The sequence below is a fragment of the Phycicoccus sp. Root563 genome (genome assembly GCF_001427915.1).
Classification (GTDB): Bacteria; Actinomycetota; Actinomycetes; order Actinomycetales; family Dermatophilaceae; genus Pedococcus.
Map to the genome: position 1 here is coordinate 1,745,745 of NZ_LMGM01000001.1, position 18,039 is coordinate 1,763,783.

Annotated in this window: 13 protein-coding genes; 1 reads left to right on the top strand and 12 read right to left on the bottom strand. The window is 70.3% G+C overall.

The features are described 5' to 3' along the window. Positions 1–18: 18 nt before the first annotated feature. Both ASD62_RS08310 and ASD62_RS08315 read right to left on the bottom strand, forming a co-directional pair. On the bottom strand, positions 19–1,335 hold the full coding sequence (locus ASD62_RS08310; protein WP_056915556.1) for a D-arabinono-1,4-lactone oxidase: 1,317 nt from the start codon (positions 1,333–1,335) through the stop codon (positions 19–21). Then, on the bottom strand, positions 1,332–2,570 hold the full coding sequence (locus ASD62_RS08315; protein WP_369818784.1) for an alanine racemase: 1,239 nt from the start codon (positions 2,568–2,570) through the stop codon (positions 1,332–1,334). The genes ASD62_RS08310 and ASD62_RS08315 overlap by 4 nt, the downstream gene beginning before the upstream one ends. A 152-nt stretch (positions 2,571–2,722) precedes the next feature. Between ASD62_RS08315 and ASD62_RS08320 the strand changes: the two genes are divergently transcribed. After that, positions 2,723–4,771 (top strand): PhoX family phosphatase, encoded by a 2,049-nt coding sequence (locus ASD62_RS08320; RefSeq protein ID WP_056915557.1) that lies wholly within the window; start codon positions 2,723–2,725, stop codon positions 4,769–4,771. Positions 4,772–4,940: 169 nt separating this feature from the next. On the opposite strand, the gene ASD62_RS08325 is transcribed toward ASD62_RS08320, so the two are convergent. The 10 genes from ASD62_RS08325 to nuoF are packed head-to-tail and all read right to left on the bottom strand — an operon-like array spanning position 4,941 to position 18,034. Next, on the bottom strand, positions 4,941–5,942 hold the full coding sequence (locus ASD62_RS08325; RefSeq protein ID WP_056917254.1) for a polyprenyl synthetase family protein: 1,002 nt from the start codon (positions 5,940–5,942) through the stop codon (positions 4,941–4,943). Positions 5,943–5,956: 14 nt separating this feature from the next. Further along, positions 5,957–7,555, bottom strand: a complete 1,599-nt coding sequence (gene nuoN / locus ASD62_RS08330; protein ID WP_056915558.1) for an NADH-quinone oxidoreductase subunit NuoN — start codon at positions 7,553–7,555, stop codon at positions 5,957–5,959. Then, positions 7,555–9,081 (bottom strand): NADH-quinone oxidoreductase subunit M, encoded by a 1,527-nt coding sequence (locus tag ASD62_RS08335; RefSeq protein WP_056915559.1) that lies wholly within the window; start codon positions 9,079–9,081, stop codon positions 7,555–7,557. The genes nuoN and ASD62_RS08335 overlap by 1 nt, the downstream gene beginning before the upstream one ends. Next, the gene (nuoL, locus tag ASD62_RS08340; protein ID WP_056915560.1) at positions 9,081–11,018 is read right to left on the bottom strand and encodes an NADH-quinone oxidoreductase subunit L; all 1,938 of its coding nucleotides are present in this window, start codon (positions 11,016–11,018) and stop codon (positions 9,081–9,083) included. Before nuoL ends, ASD62_RS08335 begins: the two co-directional genes overlap by 1 nt. Before the next feature lie 14 nt (positions 11,019–11,032). Next, complete coding sequence (nuoK, locus tag ASD62_RS08345) at positions 11,033–11,332, bottom strand: NADH-quinone oxidoreductase subunit NuoK (RefSeq protein WP_056915561.1); 300 nt, start codon at positions 11,330–11,332, stop codon at positions 11,033–11,035. Further along, positions 11,329–12,099, bottom strand: a complete 771-nt coding sequence (locus tag ASD62_RS08350) for an NADH-quinone oxidoreductase subunit J (RefSeq protein ID WP_056915562.1) — start codon at positions 12,097–12,099, stop codon at positions 11,329–11,331. Before ASD62_RS08350 ends, nuoK begins: the two co-directional genes overlap by 4 nt. Then, positions 12,096–12,812, bottom strand: a complete 717-nt coding sequence (gene nuoI, locus ASD62_RS08355) for an NADH-quinone oxidoreductase subunit NuoI (protein WP_082553495.1) — start codon at positions 12,810–12,812, stop codon at positions 12,096–12,098. The genes ASD62_RS08350 and nuoI overlap by 4 nt, the downstream gene beginning before the upstream one ends. Next, on the bottom strand, positions 12,805–14,172 hold the full coding sequence (nuoH, locus tag ASD62_RS08360) for an NADH-quinone oxidoreductase subunit NuoH (protein WP_056917255.1): 1,368 nt from the start codon (positions 14,170–14,172) through the stop codon (positions 12,805–12,807). Before nuoH ends, nuoI begins: the two co-directional genes overlap by 8 nt. 35 nt (positions 14,173–14,207) lie before the next feature. Then, positions 14,208–16,724 (bottom strand): NADH-quinone oxidoreductase subunit G, encoded by a 2,517-nt coding sequence (locus ASD62_RS08365; RefSeq protein WP_056915563.1) that lies wholly within the window; start codon positions 16,722–16,724, stop codon positions 14,208–14,210. Beyond that, positions 16,721–18,034 (bottom strand): NADH-quinone oxidoreductase subunit NuoF, encoded by a 1,314-nt coding sequence (nuoF, locus tag ASD62_RS08370; protein WP_056917256.1) that lies wholly within the window; start codon positions 18,032–18,034, stop codon positions 16,721–16,723. The genes ASD62_RS08365 and nuoF overlap by 4 nt, the downstream gene beginning before the upstream one ends. Between the last annotated feature and the right edge of the window lie 5 nt (positions 18,035–18,039).

Genomic DNA, 18,039 nt, shown 5'->3' on the forward strand with positions numbered 1-18,039 from the left:
CGCTCGGAACCAGGGGGGTCAGTCGCCCAGGAGGTGGCGGACGTGCTCGCTGGTGAAGGTGCGGTCCGGGTCGAGGCGGTCGCGCACCATACGGAAGTCGTCGAACCTGGGGTAGAGCTCGCGCAGTCGTTCGGCGCCGAGGGTGTGCAGCTTGCCCCAGTGGGGGCGTCCCGCGTGCTCGGCCGCGATCGCCTCGAAGGCGGCGAACACTCCCCCGTCGTCCATCCGGTGGTACTGGTGGACGGCGACGTAGGCGTTGTCCCGCTCGTAGGCGGTGGAGAACCAGACGTCGTCGGCCCCGGTGAATCGCAGCTCGACGGGGAACGGCAGCGAGACGTCGTGGGAGTCGATCCAGGAGCGCAGCGCGGTGACCACCGGACCGACGGAGCCGAGCGGCACGGCGTACTCCATCTCGCGGAAGCGGACCCGCCGCGGCGAGCAGAACACCTTCCACGAGTCATCGGTGAACTCGCGCGCCGACAGCGTCCTGGCCGTCAGCTGGGCGAGCCGGGGGACGATGCGCGGCCACCGGGTGCTGGCCCGGTTGACCACCTCGAAGAAGTCGTTGGCCAGCAGGTCGTCGTCGAGCCTCGCGCGCCACGGCGGCAGGGCGCGCCCGGCGTGGTCGGGGCCGACGTCGTCGTTGTGCTTGACCAGCACCCGCGTCGTGTGGGGGAACCAGTGCATGTCGACGTGGTCGTGGCCCTCGACGTCGGCGGCGACGGTGGCCAGCACGTCGGTGAGGTCGGCGCTGAACTCGCGCGCGTGGATGCGGAACGCGGGGACGCACTGCAGCTCCACCTCGGTGACCACCCCGAGCGCGCCCAGGCCGACGCGGGCCGCCCCGAACACGTCGGGCTCGGTGTCGGCCGAGCAGCGCAGCAGCCCGCCGTCGGCCAGCGCGATCGTCAGCCCGGACACGGCCGCAGCGATCCCCTGGCGGCGCAGCCCGGACCCGTGGGTGCCGGTGGCGATCGCGCCGCCGATGGTCTGCTGGTCGATGTCACCGAGGTTCGGCAGGGCGAGCCCGAGGACCTGGAGCGCCGGGTTGAGCACGTGCAACGGCGTCCCGGCCGCCACCGTGACCCGGCGGGCGGCCGGGTCCACCGAGGTGATGCCGGTGAGGTGGTCGAGGCGCACCTGCACCCCGTCCGTCGCGGCGACCGGGGTGAACGAGTGCCCCGACCCGACCGCCTTGACCGGTATGCCGCGGGCGTGGGACCGCGCGAGCGTGGCCCTGAGCTCGTCCACGTCGCGGGGTACCGCGACCTCGGCAGGACGGCAGGTCTGGTTGCCACCCCAGTTGGTCCAGGTGTGGGCGGTCGGCGAGCTCATCCGAAGTTGCGTCCTTCACCCCGGTACGTCGGCACCGTCTCGACGAGGTCGGTGCCGCTGACGAGGTGGAGCGCGTTGAATCGTTCGCACAGCTCGCCGGCCTTCGCGTGGCGGAACCACGCGCGGTCCCCGATCTGCAGGTCGCGAGCGCCCTTGCCCTGCAACGGGGTCTGCACCTCGCCCGCCCCCTCGCGCCGAACCATCCGCAGGTCGCGTCCACCGAACAGTGCCGGCAGCCGCTCCCACCCGGGCGGCCCCGACGCGATGTACCCGCCCCCGGACACGGTGACGAACCCCGGTCCCGGGCGCCGGGTGACGGCCAGGGCGAAGGCCGCCGCAGGTCTCGGGCTGAAGGCGTCGTACCCGTCGAACAGGGTCGGGCCGTAGAGCCCCGACCCGGCAGCGACCTCGGTGACGACGGGGTCGAGGGCGGTGAGGTGGACCGAGCCCGTGCCGCCGCCGTTGACGAACTCGAGGTCGGCGACGTCCCGGACCGCCCGCACGACGGCGCGGCGGCGATCGACCAGCGAGGCGGCCGACCGCGCCTTGACGAAGCGGACCGCGGGTGAGGTGTCGGGCAGCCCGGCGATCTGCGCGTCGTAGAACATCAGGCCCACGACCGACAACCCGGCGTCGCTGGCGGCGCGGGCCACCGCGACCGCGTCCTCGGGGCTGCGCACCGGCGAGCGCCTGACCCCGATGTGGACCGGGCCGACCCGCAGCGACGAGTCGACGTCGACGGCGACCCGCAGCCCGTGCGGCCGGGTGAGGGCGGCCAGCATCCGGACGTGGTCGAGGCTGTCCACGGTCACCGTCACCTGGCTGGCGGCCAACCCGTCGAGGGCCAGCTCCGACAGGGCCAGGACGTCGACGCTGGGGTAGGCGACGTAGACGTCCTCGAAACCGGAGTCGACCAGCCAGGAGGCCTCGCGGACGGAGTACGCCATCACCCCGGAGAAGCCGGGACGCGCGAGCGCCCGCCGCAGGAGGGGGCGGCAGCGCACCGACTTGGAGGCGACCCGGATGGGCACCCCGTTCGCCCGCCGGACCAGGTCCTCGGCGTTGGCGTCGAACGCGTCGAGGTCGACCACGGCCAGGGGCGCAGGAAGACCGACCGTGGCGACGTCCCAGGACCGCGGCGGCGCGGGGGCAGCGGTCTCGAGCGGCTCGACCGCACCCGTGCGCGCAGGGTCGTCCGGGTCGACGGCGGGATCGACGTCCCGGTGCAGGGTCACACGACGACCCTACTAGCGCCATACCCGCTGTTCACCGTAGATCACCCAGCGTTCATCCAGCCGCCACCCGGGCTCCAGCCCCGGTTCCTAGCGTGGGCGAGGCGGCCCGGCTCACCCGGAAGCGGGCGCCCACGCCCCCTACGGAGGAACCGATGTCCGCACCATCGCCTGCGCCCACGCACCGCCCGCTGCTGCCCCTGCTGCGCACCCACCAGGGGGGCAGGTCTGCCATGACCTGCCACTTCAAGTGTGACGACGCGTGCAGCAAGCCCGTCCCCAACACCAGCGACAACTCCTACTTCGGCGACCTCGTCTCCTCGCTGGCCTCGCGCCGCGGTGTCCTCAAGGGCGGTGGCCTCGCCGCTGCCGTCGTCGGCCTCGGTGCGTTCGCCGGGACCGGCGCGGCGGCTGCCGCCCCGTCCGGCACCCCCGCCGGGGGCCCGGCCGGCGGCGCGAAGGGAGGGCCTAGGGGCTCGAAGTCACCGTTCGGCTTCACGCCGATCCAGCCCCAGCCGGCCGGCACCGACAAGGTCGTCGTCCCGCAGGGGTTCGAGTGGTCGACCATCATCAGCTGGGGCGACCCGATCATCTCGGGCGCACCCGAGTTCGACTTCGACAAGCAGAGCGCCAGGGCCCAGGAGGGCCAGTTCGGCTACAACAACGACTACACGGTGCTCATCCCCGGCCGCGACGCGAACCGCGGAACCCTGGTCTGCAACAACGAGTACACCAACGACGAGCTGATGTTCCGTGGCTACACCGGTTCGGCGGGCCTGACCACCGAGCAGCTGCGGATCAGCATGGCCGCCCACGGCATGTCGGTCGTCGCGCTGCGCCGTCGCAACGCCCGCGACCAGTGGCGCCACGTCCGCATCGATCGCGTCAACCGCCGCGTCACCGCGACCACGCCGTTCCGGCTCGACGGTCCTGCCGCCGGCCACCCGCTGCTGCGGACCTCGGCGGACTCCACCGGCCGCCGCGTGCTCGGCACCTTCGCCAACTGCTCCGGCGGCGTCACCCCGTGGGGGACGGCCCTGTCCGGTGAGGAGAACTTCAACGGCTACTTCGCCGCACCCACGGCACCGGCCGACCAGGCCGACGCCTACAAGCGCTACGGGCTGACCGGGTCCAAGGGCCGGGGCTGGGAGCGCGCCGACCGGCGGTTCGACGCCACGCAGGAGCCCAACGAGGTCAACCGGTTCGGCTGGGTCGTCGAGCTCGACCCGTCCGACGCCTCCTCGACGCCCGTCAAGCACACCGCGATGGGTCGCCTGAAGCACGAGGGCGCCAACGTGACCATCGCGCCCGACGGGCGGGTCGTCGCCTACATGGGTGACGACGAGCGCTTCGACTACCTCTACAAGTTCGTCTCCCGCGGGAAGTACCAGAAGGGCGACTCCCGCAAGGCGCGGGCCAACAACCTCTCACTGCTGTCCTCCGGCGACCTCTACGTCGCGAAGTTCACCGGCGACGGGTTCGAGGACGGCATCAGCGACGGCACCGGCTACTGGCTGCCGCTCGTCGTGGACGACACCTCGTACGTAGCCGGTATGAGCGTCGCCGAGGTGCTCATCTGGACGCGGCTTGCCGCCGACAAGGTCGGCCCGACGAAGATGGACCGCCCCGAGGACGTCGAGCCCAACCTCGTCAACGGCCGCACGTACGTCGTGTGCACCAACAACACGAGCCGCCAGCCGAGCCAGATCGACGAGGCCAACCCGCGCGCCAACAACAAGCACGGGCACATCGTCGAGCTCGTCCCGTCCCGCGGCGACGACACGACGACCACCTTCACCTGGAAGATCGTCCTCATCGCCGGCGACCCGAACGACCCGACGACCTACTTCAACGGGTACGACCGGTCCGACGTCTCGCCGATCTCCTGCCCCGACAACATCGCCTTCGACCACGAGGGCAACATGTGGATCGCCACCGACGGCAACGCCCTCGGCGCCTGCGACGGGATGTACCTGTACCCGCTCTCCGGGCCGCACCAGGGCCACCTGCAGCAGTTCCTGTCGGTGCCGGCGTACTCCGAGTGCTGTGGCCCGCTCGTCACCTGGGACCAGAAGTCGGTCCTCGCGGCGGTGCAGCACCCGGGCGAGACCGAGGGCGCCTCACTGTCGGCCCCGGCCAGCCAGTTCCCCTACCAGGGTGACGGCCAGCCCCGCCCCAGCGTGATCCAGATCCGCCAGCGCTGACCCGACGTGGTGCCGCCGAGGCGCCATACGGTCCCCGTCGAGGGGCGGTATGGCGCCTCGGTCGCGTTGCGCCCGTGGGCGGTCCGGCTCCGCCGGCCGCTGGGCGAAACCCACGGTGCCGACCCGACGTGCCGGGCCGGCGTGCCGAGCGCTCGAGGAGGGCGGTGGCTCAGCCGACGCGGGTGACGACGCTGGTCGCCAGGGCGGAAAGGGCGTCCTTGGCCTCGCTGTCGGGCAGCCCGGCGAGGGCCGCGGTGGCCTCGGCGGCCACGGCGTTCGTCCGCTCCTGGGCCCGGTCCATCGCCGGGTGCACCCGCAGCAGCTCCAGGGCCTCGGCCAGGGACGCGTCGTCCTGGATCTCGGACCGCAGCAGCTCCTGGAGCCGGGCGTCCGCCGGGTCGGTGGAGGCCAGCGCGTAGAGGACGGGGAGGGTCCGCTTGCCCTCGCGCAGGTCCGTCCCGGGCATCTTGCCCATGGACTCGGAGTCCGAGGCGATGTCGATGAGGTCGTCGGCGAGCTGGAACGCCATACCGAGCCGTTCGCCGTACTCACGCAGCGTCTCGGTGGTGGCGGCGTCGCAGCCGCTGAACATCGCGCCGTACCGGGCCGCGGTGGCGATGAGGACACCGGTCTTGTCGGCGAGGACCTGCAGGTAGTAGTCGGTCGCGTCGACCCCCTCGGGCGCGCGGCGGGTGTCACGGATCTGGCCGGAGCACAGCCGCACGAACGTGCGGGCCTGGATCTTCACGGCCTCCGGGCCGAGGTCGGCGATGATCGACGAGGCGGTGCCGAAGAGCAGGTCACCGACGAGGATCGCCGTGGAGTTGTCGTACTTCGCGTTGGCGCTCGGAGCCCCGCGTCGCACGTCCGCCTCGTCCATGACGTCGTCGTGGTAGAGCGAGGCGAGGTGGGTGAGCTCGACACCGGTCGCCGCGGCGACCACGTCGTCGTTCACCCCCGAGCCCACCTCGGCGGCGAGCAGGGTGAGCAGCGGGCGGAACCGCTTGCCCCCCGCCTCGGCGAGGTGGATGTTGGCCCCTGCGATGAACGGGTCCTCGTGGTCCACCTCGCGCCGCAGCAGCGCGTCGACGGCCTCGAGGCCGTCGGCGAGTCGCGCGTTGAGCTCGTCGGACGTGGCCGGAAGGGCCAGGACCGGCGGGGTGGGGCTCACGTGGTCGACCCGGGTCACTTCACCAGGAACTGCGACGAGCGCGCGGCGAGGTCGAGGACCTGCGACGGCAGCACGCCGAGGACGAGCGTGACGAGGGTGCCGATGGTGATCGCCACGGTGGTGAACGGCGACGCGGTCTCCGCGACGACGGTCTCCCCGGCCGGCGGCTCGGTGAAGTACATGAGCACGATCAGGCGCACGTAGACGAACGCCGTGATGACGCTGCACAGCACACCGATGACGACCAGCCACACCCCGGCGCGGCCACCGAAGGCGACGGCCGGCGAGAAGGCGGCGAACTTTGCGGTGAAGCCCGAGGTGAGCGGGATGCCCGCGAACGCGAGCAGCAGGAACGCGAAGACCCCGGCGACCACCGGGTGGTTGCGGCCCAGGCCTGCCCACTGCGACAGGTGGGAGGCCTCGGACCCGCCCTGGCGCACCATCGAGACGATGGCGAAGGCGGCGATGGTCATGAAGCCGTAGGCGACGAGGTAGAACATCGTGCCCGAGACACCGGTCCGGTCGAAGGACAGCACGGCGACGAGGATGAACCCGGCGTGCGCGATCGAGGAGTACGCCAGCAGGCGCTTGACGTCGGTCTGGGTGACGGACAGGACCGCGCCGACGACCATGGTCAGGGCGGCGACGGCGATGACGCCACCGCGCCAGTCCCACCGGTTGGCGTCGATGCCGACGTACACGATCCGCAGGATGGCGCCGAAGGCGGCGACCTTGGTGCAGGCGGCCATGAAGCCCGTGACCGGGGTCGGCGCACCCTGGTAGACGTCGGGGGTCCACGAGTGGAACGGCACCGCACCGACCTTGAACAGCAGGCCCACGAGGACGAACACCACACCGGGCAGCAGCAGGCCCTCGAGGTTGCCGGGGGCCGCCGTGACGGCCTTGGCGATGTCGGCGATGTAGAGCGAGCCGGCGTAGCCGTAGAGCAGGGCGGCACCGAAGAGGAAGAACGCCGAGCTGAACGCGCCGAGGAGGAAGTACTTCAGCGACGCCTCCTGCGAGAGCAGGCGACGGCGTCGGGCCAGGCCGCAGAGCAGGTACAGCGGCAGCGACAGGACCTCGAGCGCGACGAACATCGTCAGCAGGTCGCCAGCGGCCGGGAAGAGCATCATGCCGAGCACGGCGAACATCGTCAGCGGGAAGACCTCGCTGGTCGCCAGGCCGGCACGCAGGGCCGCGGCCTCGTGCGGCGAACCGGGGACGGCGGCACCCATCGGCGTGAACGCGTCCGCGCCCTGGCCACCGAACTTCTCCGCCATCGTCAGGACACCGAGGATCGACATCGCCAGGATGGCGCCCTGGAGGAACAGCGACGGCCCGTCGATGATGACGGCCTGGGCCAGCGTGCCACCGCGGTTCTTCGCGTCGGCCGACACGGTCACGAGGACCACGAGGGCGGCCACGAGGGTCGCGAGGGCCAGTGCCACCTGGGTGGTGTGGCGGATCCGCCGCGGCGCGAACGCCTCGACGAGCACGCCGACGAGCGCACCGCCGATGACGATGAGCATCGGGGCGATGGCGCCGTAGTTGAAGTCGGCGGCCTGGAAGGCAGCCGGCACCATCGGCGTGGACAGGACTGTCACGGCGGGCATTACTTCGTGCTCCCGTCAGCGGAGGTGGGGGCGGGGTCGGTGACACCGACGTAGCTCAGGGTCTTGGCGACCGCCGGGTTGAGGACGTCCAGCGCCGGCTTGGGGTAGAAGCCCAGGACGATGAACGCGGCGATCAGCGGGGCCACGACGATCTTCTCGCGCAGCGAGATGTCACGGACCGGGGCGTCGAGCTCGGGCTTCGCGCCGGTCATCATCCGCTTGTACATGAGCAGGATGTAGAGCGCGGCGAGGACGATGCCCGCCGTCGCGACGACCGCCGCGAACTTGTAGCGCTGGAACGTCCCGACGAGCACGAGGAACTCCGAGACGAACGAGCTCAGACCCGGCAGCGCCAGGCCCGACAGGCCGGCGACGAGGAACACGCCGGCGAGGCCGGGCGTCACCCGCTGCCAGCCGCCGAAGTCCGGGATGCGCTTGCTCCCCCGACGGGTCACGAGCATCGCGGCGATGAGGAACAGCGCCGCGGTCGAGAAGCCGTGGTTGAGCATGTACAGCGTCGAGCCGGCCCCGGCGGTCGTGGTGAGGGCGAAGATGCCCAGCACGATGAAGCCGAAGTGGCTGACCGAGGTGTAGGCGATCAGGCGCATGACGTCGGTCTGGCCGATGGCCAGCAGCGCGCCGTACATGATGGAGATCACCGCCAGGGTCAGGACCACCGGGGTCGCCCACTTCGACGCCTCGGGGAACAGCTGGAGGCAGAAGCGGATCATCCCGTAGGTGCCCACCTTGTCGAGGACACCGACGAGCAGGACCGCGGTCGCGGGGCGCGCCTCGGTCGCTGCGTCGGGCAGCCAGGTGTGCACCGGCCACATCGGCGCCTTCACCGCGAAGGCGAAGAAGAACGCGACGAACATCAGGCGCTCGGGCGTGGTGCCGAGGTCGAGTCCGGTGAGCTTGGTGACGAGGAAGCCGTCCGAGCCGCCCGGGCCGTAGTGGTACAGCGCCAGGACGCCCACGAGCATCACCAGTCCACCCGCGAGGGAGAACAGCAGGAACTTCACCGCGGCGTACTGGCGGCGCGCGCCACCGTAGGAGCCGATGAGGAAGTAGACCGGGATGAGCATGGCCTCGAAGAACACGTAGAACAGGAACACGTCGGTGGCGGCGAAGACACCGACCATGAACGTCTCCAGCACGAGCATCAGGGCGAAGTAGTTCTTCTCGCGCTTGCCGCCCTCGGGCACGTCGTTCCACGCGGCGAGGACGCACACCGGCGTGAGGATGACGGCCAGCAGGATCATCACGAGCGCGGTGCCGTCGACACCGAGCGCGTAGGACACACCGAACTGCGGGATCCACTCGTGCTGCTCGGTGAGCTGGAACTGCGCGTCGGACTTCGTCGTGAACTGCAGGGCAGCTGCGATGCCCATCACCAACGTCACGAGCGAGAAGCCCAGCGCGACGTGCTTGGCACGGTCGGTCACCCCTGCCGGGAGGGCGGCCACGACGGCAGCACCGATGAGCGGGATCAACCCGATCACGGTCAGCCAGGGGAAGTTCGTCATCACTGGATCACCCACAGAGCACCGAGAATCACGACGACGCCGGCAAGCATCGTCAGGGCATAGGAACGTGCGAAGCCGTTCTGCAGGCGACGCAGGCGGCTGGACGTGCCGCCGACGAGGGCAGCCAGGCCGCCGAACCCGCCGTCGACGCCGCGGTTGTCCGCGAAGACGAGGGCACGGGTCAGGTGCAGGCCGGGGCGCATGAAGACGCCCTCGTTGACGTCGTCCTGGTAGAGGTCGCGGCGCGCGGCCCGGGTGACCAGCGAACCGGTCGGCTGGGCCTGCGGCACCTCGTCGCGCCAGTACCGCATCCACGCGAGGCCGGCACCGCCGAGGACGAGCAGGAGCGTCAGGCCGGTGATGACCGGGACGGCCAGCACCGGGTGCTCCTCGCCGTGCTCCCCCACCACCGGCGCGAGCCAGTGCGTGAAGGTGCCACCGATGGACAGCACGCCACCGAGGAGGGCCGAGCCGACGGCCAGCACCATCATCGGGACGGTCATCGTCAGCGGGGACTCGTGCGGGTGCACGTCCTCGGTCCAGCGCTTCTTGCCGTGGAAGGTCATGAAGAACAGGCGCGACATGTAGAAGGCGGTGATGCCCGCGCCGATCATGGCGGTGAGGCCGAAGACCCACGGACGCCAGCCCTCACCGATGAACGCCGCCTCGATGATCTTGTCCTTGGACCAGAAGCCCGAGAACGGCGGGACGCCGAGGATCGCCAGCCAGCCGAGCCCGAACGTGACCCAGGTGATCTTCATCAGGCCGGACAGGCCACCGAAGCGACGCATGTCGACCTGGTCGTTCATGCCGTGCATGACCGAACCGGCACCGAGGAACATCCCGGCCTTGAAGAAGCCGTGCGTGAGCAGGTGGAAGATCGCGAACGCCGCACCGACCGGTCCGAGCCCGGCGGCGAGCATCATGTAGCCGATCTGGCTCATGGTCGAGGCCGCCAGGGCCTTCTTGATGTCGTCCTTGGCACAACCGACCACCGCACCGAAGAGCAGCGTGATCGCACCCACGATGACCACGACCAGCTGGGCGTTCGGCGCGTTGTTGAAGATGAAGCCGCTGCGCACGACGAGGTAGACGCCGGCGGTGACCATGGTCGCCGCGTGGATCAGCGCCGAGACCGGCGTGGGGCCGGCCATCGCGTCGCCGAGCCAGCTCTGCAGCGGGAACTGCGCCGACTTGCCGCAGGCACCGAGCAGCAGCATCAGGCCGATCGCGGTGAGCACACCCTGACCGGCACCACCCTCCGCCGCCTGCTGGACCCCGGCGAAGGAGACCGTCCCGAACGCCGCGAACATGATCATGATCGCGACGGACAGGCCGAAGTCACCGACGCGGTTGACCACGAACGCCTTGTTGGCAGCCGTCGCGTACGCCGGGTTGTGGTTCCAGAACCCGATGAGCAGGTAGGACGCGAGACCCACACCCTCCCAGCCGACGTACAGCAGCAGGTAGGAGTCGGACAGCACGAGCAGCAGCATCGCGGCCACGAACAGGTTGAGGTAGGCGAAGAACCGGCGCTTGTCCGGGTCGTGCTCCATGTAGCCGAGGGAGTAGACGTGGATCAGCGAGCCGACGAATGTCACGAGCAGCACGAACACCACGGACAGCTGGTCGATGAGCATGCCGGCGTCGACGTTGAACGACCCGGCCGGCACCCAGCTGAACAGGTGCAGCGACGCGGCGCGCGACTCGTGGTCGCGCCCGATCATCGAGATCCAGATGATGGCGCCGACGAGGAACGCGGCCCACGACATGGCGGTCGCGAACAGCGGCCCCCACTTGTCGGTGGCGCGTCCCCCGAGGAGGAGGACGGCGGCACCGAGCAGCGGGAGAGCCACCAGGAGCCACGCGTATGCCGTGATGCCGGTGGCCGCGGTGGCGGCACCGTCGGCGGCGGCGAGAGTTGCGAGGGAAGTCACCTTCGAGGCCCCTTCTACAGCTTCAGGAGGTTGGCGTCGTCGACCGAGGCCGACCTGCGGGCACGGAAGATGGCCATGATGATCGCGAGGCCGACCACGACCTCGGCGGCCGCGACCACCATGACGAACAGGGCGATCACCTGGCCGTCGAGGGAGCCGTGCATCCGCGCGAAGGTCACGAACATCAGGTTGGTCGCGTTGAGCATGAGCTCGACACCCATGAACACGACGATGGCGTTGCGCCGCATGAGGACGGTGGCTCCACCGATCGCGAACAGGATCGTCGCGAGGTAGATGTAGTTGACGAGGTTCATCGCTGTGAGCCCTCCTCGATCTCGTGCTCGATGTCGTGCTCGGACTCGATGTGCGGGACGGGGGTCACGATCTGCTCGCGGGCGGTCAGCACGCGCGAGACGGACAGCTCGCTCGGGGTGCCGTCGGGAAGCAGGGCCGGGGTGTCGACCGCGTTGCTGCGGGCGTAGACACCCGGCGCGGGGAGGCCGGCGACGTTGCGGTTGTCACGGATGCGCCGCTCGGACCACAGCCGCTGGCTCGGCTTGGCGCCGATCCGCTCGCGGTGGGCCAGCACCATCGCGCCGAGCGCAGCGGTGATGAGCAGGGCCGAGGTGACCTCGAAGGTCCAGACGTACTTGCCGAAGATCAGCTCGGCGACACCGGTGATGTTGCCGGGGCTGTCGTTGACACCGGCCAGGCCCTTCATGGGGCCGAACTCCACGCGGCCGACAGCCGTGAAGACCAGCGTGCCGAGGCCGAGCGCCAACAACAGCGACGCCCACTTCTGGCCCTTGAGGGTCTCGACGAGCGAGTCCGAGGAGTCGACGCCGACGAGCATGAGGACGAAGAGGAACAGCATCATCACGGCGCCGGTGTAGACGAAGATCTGGATGATGCCCAGGAAGTCCGCCTCCTGCGCGATGTAGAAGATGCCGAGGTTGATCATCACCAGGGCCATGCCGATGGCGGCGTGCACCGCCTTCTTCGCGAAGAGCAGCCCGGTGGCCGCCACGACGGAGACCGGCGCGAGGATCCAGAAGAGCACCTGCTCACCGAGCCCGGTCATCGGCGCACCGCCTCTCCGCTGCTGTCGCGGGTGGCCTGACCGGTCACCACGGTGTCGACGCCCTCGACGGGGTCGCCGCTGGCAGCGACGCCGTCGCGGGGGGCGGTGTCGTGCTCCTTCACCCATGCCTCCTGCTCGGGGGTCGACCGAGCGACCTTGCCCTGGTAGTAGTCGCGCTCCTCCAGGCCGTCGACCATCGGGTGCGGCGCGGGGAGCATCCCCTCGGAGAGCGGCGCGAGCAGCTGCTCCTTGGTGAAGATGAGGTCAGCCCGGTTGTCGTCGGCGAGCTCGTAGAAGTTCGTCATCGTCAGGGCGCGCGTCGGGCAGGCCTCGATGCACAGGCCGCAGAAGATGCAGCGCAGGTAGTTGATCTGGTAGACGCGGCCGTAGCGCTCGCCGGGCGAGAAGCGGCCCAGACCGCCCTCGCTGTCGTCGTTCGCAGCACCCTCGACGAGGATCGCGTCGGCCGGGCAGGCCCACGCGCACAGCTCGCAGCCGACGCACTTCTCGAGGCCGTCCGGGTGCCGGTTCAGCTGGTGGCGACCGTGGTAGCGAGGCTGCGTCGGACGCTTCTCCTCGGGGTACTCCTCGGTCTCCAGCTTGCGGAACATCGTGGCGAAGGTGACGCCGAACCCGCCGACCGGGGCGAAGAGGTCGGCGAAGAACCCGCTCTTCTTGTCGTCAGCTGGTCGACCAGCTGCTCGGTCAGCCACGAGCGGCCTCCTTCTGGGTTGCGTCCGTGCGGTCGCTGATGGCCATGGTCGGCTCCTTCAGGCGCTGTCCGGGCAGGGGTGGCACCGGGTACCCACCCGCGAACGGGTCGATCTCCTCCGGTGCGGGGGCGGAGCGGGCGGCGTCCTTCTCGATCTTCTTGTTGTCCCAGATCCACACCGCGAGCAGTGCCGCGAGGGACACGATGACGACGAAGACGATGCTGAAGACCGGGAACTGCCGGTTGCCCAGGGTCAGGGCGGCATCACCGAAGTAGCCGAGCTGGCTGCCACGGATGAAGGCGACGACGACGACCCAGCCCAGGGTGACGGGGATGAGGAACTTCCAGCCGAACCGCATGAACTGGTCGTAGCGGACACGCGGCAGGGAGCCGCGCAGCCAGACGAAGAAGAACATGAAGAGCCAGAGCTTGATGACGAACCAGAGCAGACCCCACCAGCCGTGGTTGAACATGCCGTCGTTGATGGCGGCGATGCCGGGAGGCGCCTGCCAGCCACCGAGGAACATCGTCGTGGCCAGCGCCGCGACGGTGAACATGTTGACGTACTCGCCGAGGAAGAACATCGCGAACTTCAGCGACGAGTACTCGGTGTGGAAGCCACCGGTGAGCTCGCCCTCGCCCTCGGCGAGGTCGAAGGGCAGTCGGTTGGTCTCGCCGACCATCGTGATGACGTAGACGAAGAAGCTGAAGAACGCCGGGATGATGTACCAGAGGTCCTTCTGCGAGGCGACGATCTGCGAGGTCGACATCGAGCCGGAGTAGAGGAACACGGCGACGAGCGACAGGCCCATGGCGATCTCGTAGGAGATGACCTGGGCGGTCGAGCGCAGTCCACCGAGCAGCGGGTAGGTCGAGCCCGACGACCAGCCGGCCAGCACGATGCCGTAGACGCCGACACCGGCGACGGCGAGCACGAGCAGCACCGCCACGGGGATGTCGGTCAGCTGCAGCGGCGTCCGGTGGCCGAACATCGAGACGGTCGGGCCGAGCGGGATGATCGCGAACGACACGAACGCCATGGCACCCGCGATGGCCGGGGCGAGTGCGAAGACGACCTTGTCGGCGTTCTTCGGCGTCAGGTCCTCCTTGAGGGCCAGCTTGACGCCGTCGGCGAGGGTCTGCAGCAGCCCGAACGGACCGGTGCGGTTGGGTCCGGGACGCTGCTGCATCCGACCGATCACGCGACGCTCGAACCAGATGACGATCAGCGTGTTGACGAGCAGGAACACGAAGACGAGCAACGCCTTGACCAGGTGCAGCCACCACGGCGTGTCGCTGAAGTCGGCGCTGGGGTTGTCGGCGAACGGCGCGCTCGCCAGCCCGGCCGGGAGGTGCGGCAGGGCGGTGACTGCCTGGGCGGCATACGTCACGGTGCTCACTGGGTGACCTTCCTGTCCACGGTGTTCGCGGCCTTCGTGAGGGACACAAGGGCTCCCGCGTCGGCGCCCAGCGTGGCACGGACCCGGCTGCCCTCGGAGTTGGTGGGCAGCCACACGACGTGGTCGACCATGTCCGGCGTGACCTCGACCGGTGCGCTGATCGCACCCCGGTCGCCCGCCACCCGCACGGTGTCACCGTCGACGAGCCCGAGGGCCTCGGCGGTGGCGGCGGAGACGCGCGCCCGCGTGGCGTGGGCGGTGCCGGCCAGGAACGGCTCGCCGTCCTGCAGCGAACCGCGGTCGAGCAGGTGGTGCCAGGTGGCGAGGACGACCTTGCCCTCGGGCAGGTGCGGGACGTCACCGGCGGCGACGGACGGCGCGGCGGGCCGCTGGCCCTCCCACGGTCCGAGCGCGGACATGTCGGCGCGGACCTCGGTGAGCGTGCGCGCACCCAGGAACGAGCCGAGCTCGCCGGCCAGCATGTCCAGGACGCGGTAGTCGGAGTTGTGCGCGGTGTCGATCGCCGTGGCGAAGGGCCGGGTGCGACCCTCCCAGTCGACGAAGGTGCCGCCCTTCTCCGCGTGCGCGGCGACGGGGAACACGACGTCGGCGACCTCGGTGACCGACGAGGGCCGGACCTCCAGCGACACGACGAACGTCTTGGCCAGGGCCTCCTCCGCGCGCGGGTCGGCGAGGTCGCGGGCGTCGACGCCACCGACGACGAGGGCGTTGACGTCACCGGTGGTCGCCGCGGCGATGATGCCGGCGGTGTCGCGGCCGGGCGTGTCGGGCAGGCCGACGACGTCCCAGGCCTCGGCCACCTGCTGACGGGCAGCCGGGTCGGCGACCGGTCGGCCACCGGGCAGCAGGGTCGGGAGCGCACCGGCCTCCAGCGCACCACGCTCACCGGCCCGGCGGGGCACCCACGCGAGGCGGGCACCGACCGAGGAGGTGAGGGCCGCCGCGGCGGACAGCGCACCGGGGACGGTGGCCAGGCGCTCGCCGACGAGCACGACCGTGCCGGGCTCCTCGAGGGCCTGCGCGGCCTTGGCGGCGGCACCGTCGCCGGTGACCCCGTCACCGAGGGCGCGGAGCACCTCGGCCTCGGTACCGGGAGCGGCCGGGATGAGCGTGCCGCCCAGCTTCTCGAGGCCGCGCGTGGCGAACGGGGCCACGGCATACACGGCCGTCTTGTTCTTGCGGTGCGCCTTGCGCAGCCGCAGGAACACGATCGGGCTCTCCTCCTCCGGCTCGAAGCCGACGAGGACGACCGTCCTGGCCGTCTCCAGCTCGGCGTACGTCACGGCGGCACCGTGCGGGCCGGTGGCGACGACGGTGGAGGCGAGGAAGTCGGCCTCCTCCTGCGAGTGCGGGCGGGCGCGGAAGTCGACGTCGTTGGTGTCGACGACCGTGCGGGCGAACTTGGAGTAGGCGTAGGCGTCCTCGGCGGACACGCGGCCGCCGACGAGCACCCCGACGCCCTTGGCGGCGCGCAGGCCGTTGGCCGCTGCCTCGAGGGCCTCCGGCCACGACGCGACCTGCAGGTCACCGAACTCGTCACGCACCATCGGGTACTGGATCCGGTCGCCCGTGGTGGCGTACTGGAAGGCCCAGCGACCCTTGTCGCAGTTCCACTCCTCGTTGACCGCCGGGTCGTTGATCGCCATGCGACGCAGCACGACACCACGACGGTGGTCGGTGCGGATGGAGCAGCCGGAGGCGCAGTGCTCGCAGACGCTCGGCGTCGACATCAGGTCGAACGGACGGCTGCGGAAGCGGTAGGCCGCACCGGTGAGGGCGCCCACCGGGCAGATCTGCACGGTGTTGCCCGAGAAGTAGGACTCGAACGGCTGCTGCTCGTAGATGCCGACCTGCTGCAGGGCGCCGCGCTCGACCAGCGCGATGAACGGGTCACCGGCGATCTGGTCGGAGAAGCGGGTGCACCGGGCGCACAGGACGCAGCGCTCGCGGTCGAGCAGCACCTGGCTCGAGATGTTGATGGGCTTGGGGTAGGTGCGCTTGACGTCCTCGAAGCGGGACACCGCGCGACCGTTGCTCATCGCCTGGTTCTGCAGGGGGCACTCGCCGCCCTTGTCGCAGACCGGGCAGTCGAGCGGGTGGTTGATGAGCAGCAGCTCCATGACACCCTGCTGCGCCTTGTCGGCGACCGGCGAAGTCTGCTGGGTCTTGACCTGCATGCCCTCCGACACGGTGATCGTGCAGGAGGCCTGCGGCTTGGGCATGGCGCGCATGCTGCCGTCGGGGCCCGGGGTGGCGATGTCGACGAGGCACTGGCGGCAGGCGCCCACGGGCTCCAGCAGCGGGTGGTCGCAGAACCGCGGGATCTGGACGCCCACCTCCTCGGCGGCGCGGATCACCAGCGTGTTCTTCGGGACCGACACCTCCACGCCGTCGATGGTCAGGCTGACCTGGTCGACGGTGGCGGGCGGCGAGGCGTCGCCGCCCTTGCTGACGGCGTTGCCGCCGGCGCTGGGACTGGTCTGGACCGTCATGCGGTGGCCTTCTCCTTCGCGAACAGCGACGACTCCCTCGGATCGAAGGGGCAGCCACCGTTGGTGAGGTGTGCGAGGTACTCCTCGCGGAAGTACTGGATGCTGCTGGTGATCGGCGACGTGGCACCGTCACCCAGCGCGCAGAAGCTGCGACCGAGGATGTTGTCGCAGATGTCGAGCAGCTTGTCGAGGTCCTCCTCGGACCCCTCGCCGTGCTCGAGCCGGCCGAGGATCTGCTTGAGCCACCACGTGCCCTCACGGCACGGGGTGCACTTGCCGCAGGACTCGTGCTTGTAGAAGTCGGTCCAGCGGTCGACGGCCCGCACCACGCAGGTGGTGTCGTCGAAGATCTGCAGGGCGCGCGTGCCGAGCATCGAGCCCGCGGCCGCCACCGACTCGAAGTCGAGCGGGGTGTCGAGGTGCTCGTCGGTGAACAGCGGGGTGGAGGAGCCACCGGGCGTCCAGAACTTCAGCTTGTGGTTGGGGTCGCGCATCCCACCGGCCATGTCGAGCAGCTCGCGCAGCGTGATGCCCAGGGGCGCCTCGTACTGGCCGGGGCGCTTGACGTGGCCCGACAGGCTGAAGATGCCGAAGCCCTGGGACTTGGCGGTGCCCATGTCGGAGAACCAGTCGGCGCCGTGCAGCAGGATCGGCGGGACCGAGGCGATCGACTCGACGTTGTTGACCACGGTCGGGCGGGCGTAGAGGCCTGCGACGGCCGGGAACGGCGGCTTGAGGCGCGGTTGTCCGCGACGGCCCTCGAGGCTGTCGAGCAGCGCCGTCTCCTCGCCGCAGATGTAGGCGCCGGCACCCGCGTGCACGGTGATGTCCAGGTCGAAGCCGGAGCCGTGGATGTTCTTGCCCAGGTGGCCCGCGGCATACGCCTCCTCCACCGCGCGCAGCAGGCGGCGGTAGACGTGCACGACCTCGCCGCGCAGGTAGATGAAGGCGTGGTTGCAGCCGATGGCGTAGGAGGTGATGACGCAGCCCTCGATGAGGAACTGCGGTGCCGCCATCATGAGCGGGATGTCCTTGCAGGTGCCCGGCTCGGACTCGTCGGCGTTGACGACGAGGTAGCGGGGGCCGCCGTCCGGCGGGGGCAGGAAGCCCCACTTCATGCCGGTCGGGAAGCCTGCGCCCCCACGACCGCGCAGGCCGGAGTCCTTGGTCATCTGCACGAGGTCGGCGGGAGCCATCGAGAGCGCCTTCTTCAGCGCCTGGTAGCCCTCGTTCTTCTCGTACGTCTCCAGGGTCCAGGACTGCGGGTCGTCCCAGAACTTGGTGAGGATCGGGGTGAGCGTGGTGGCCACGGCTG

Excerpts from the sequence above, each read along its gene's own strand:
- ASD62_RS08310 (WP_056915556.1), bottom strand. The coding sequence starts at position 1,335 with ATGAGCTCGCCGACCGCCCACACCTGGACCAACTGGGGTGGCAACCAG.
- ASD62_RS08320 (WP_056915557.1), top strand. The coding sequence starts at position 2,723 with ATGTCCGCACCATCGCCTGCGCCCACGCACCGCCCGCTGCTGCCCCTG.
- nuoN (WP_056915558.1), bottom strand. The coding sequence starts at position 7,555 with ATGCCCGCCGTGACAGTCCTGTCCACGCCGATGGTGCCGGCTGCCTTC.
- ASD62_RS08335 (WP_056915559.1), bottom strand. The coding sequence starts at position 9,081 with ATGACGAACTTCCCCTGGCTGACCGTGATCGGGTTGATCCCGCTCATC.
- nuoK (WP_056915561.1), bottom strand. The coding sequence starts at position 11,332 with ATGAACCTCGTCAACTACATCTACCTCGCGACGATCCTGTTCGCGATC.
- ASD62_RS08350 (WP_056915562.1), bottom strand. The coding sequence starts at position 12,099 with ATGACCGGGCTCGGTGAGCAGGTGCTCTTCTGGATCCTCGCGCCGGTC.
- ASD62_RS08365 (WP_056915563.1), bottom strand. The coding sequence starts at position 16,724 with ATGACGGTCCAGACCAGTCCCAGCGCCGGCGGCAACGCCGTCAGCAAG.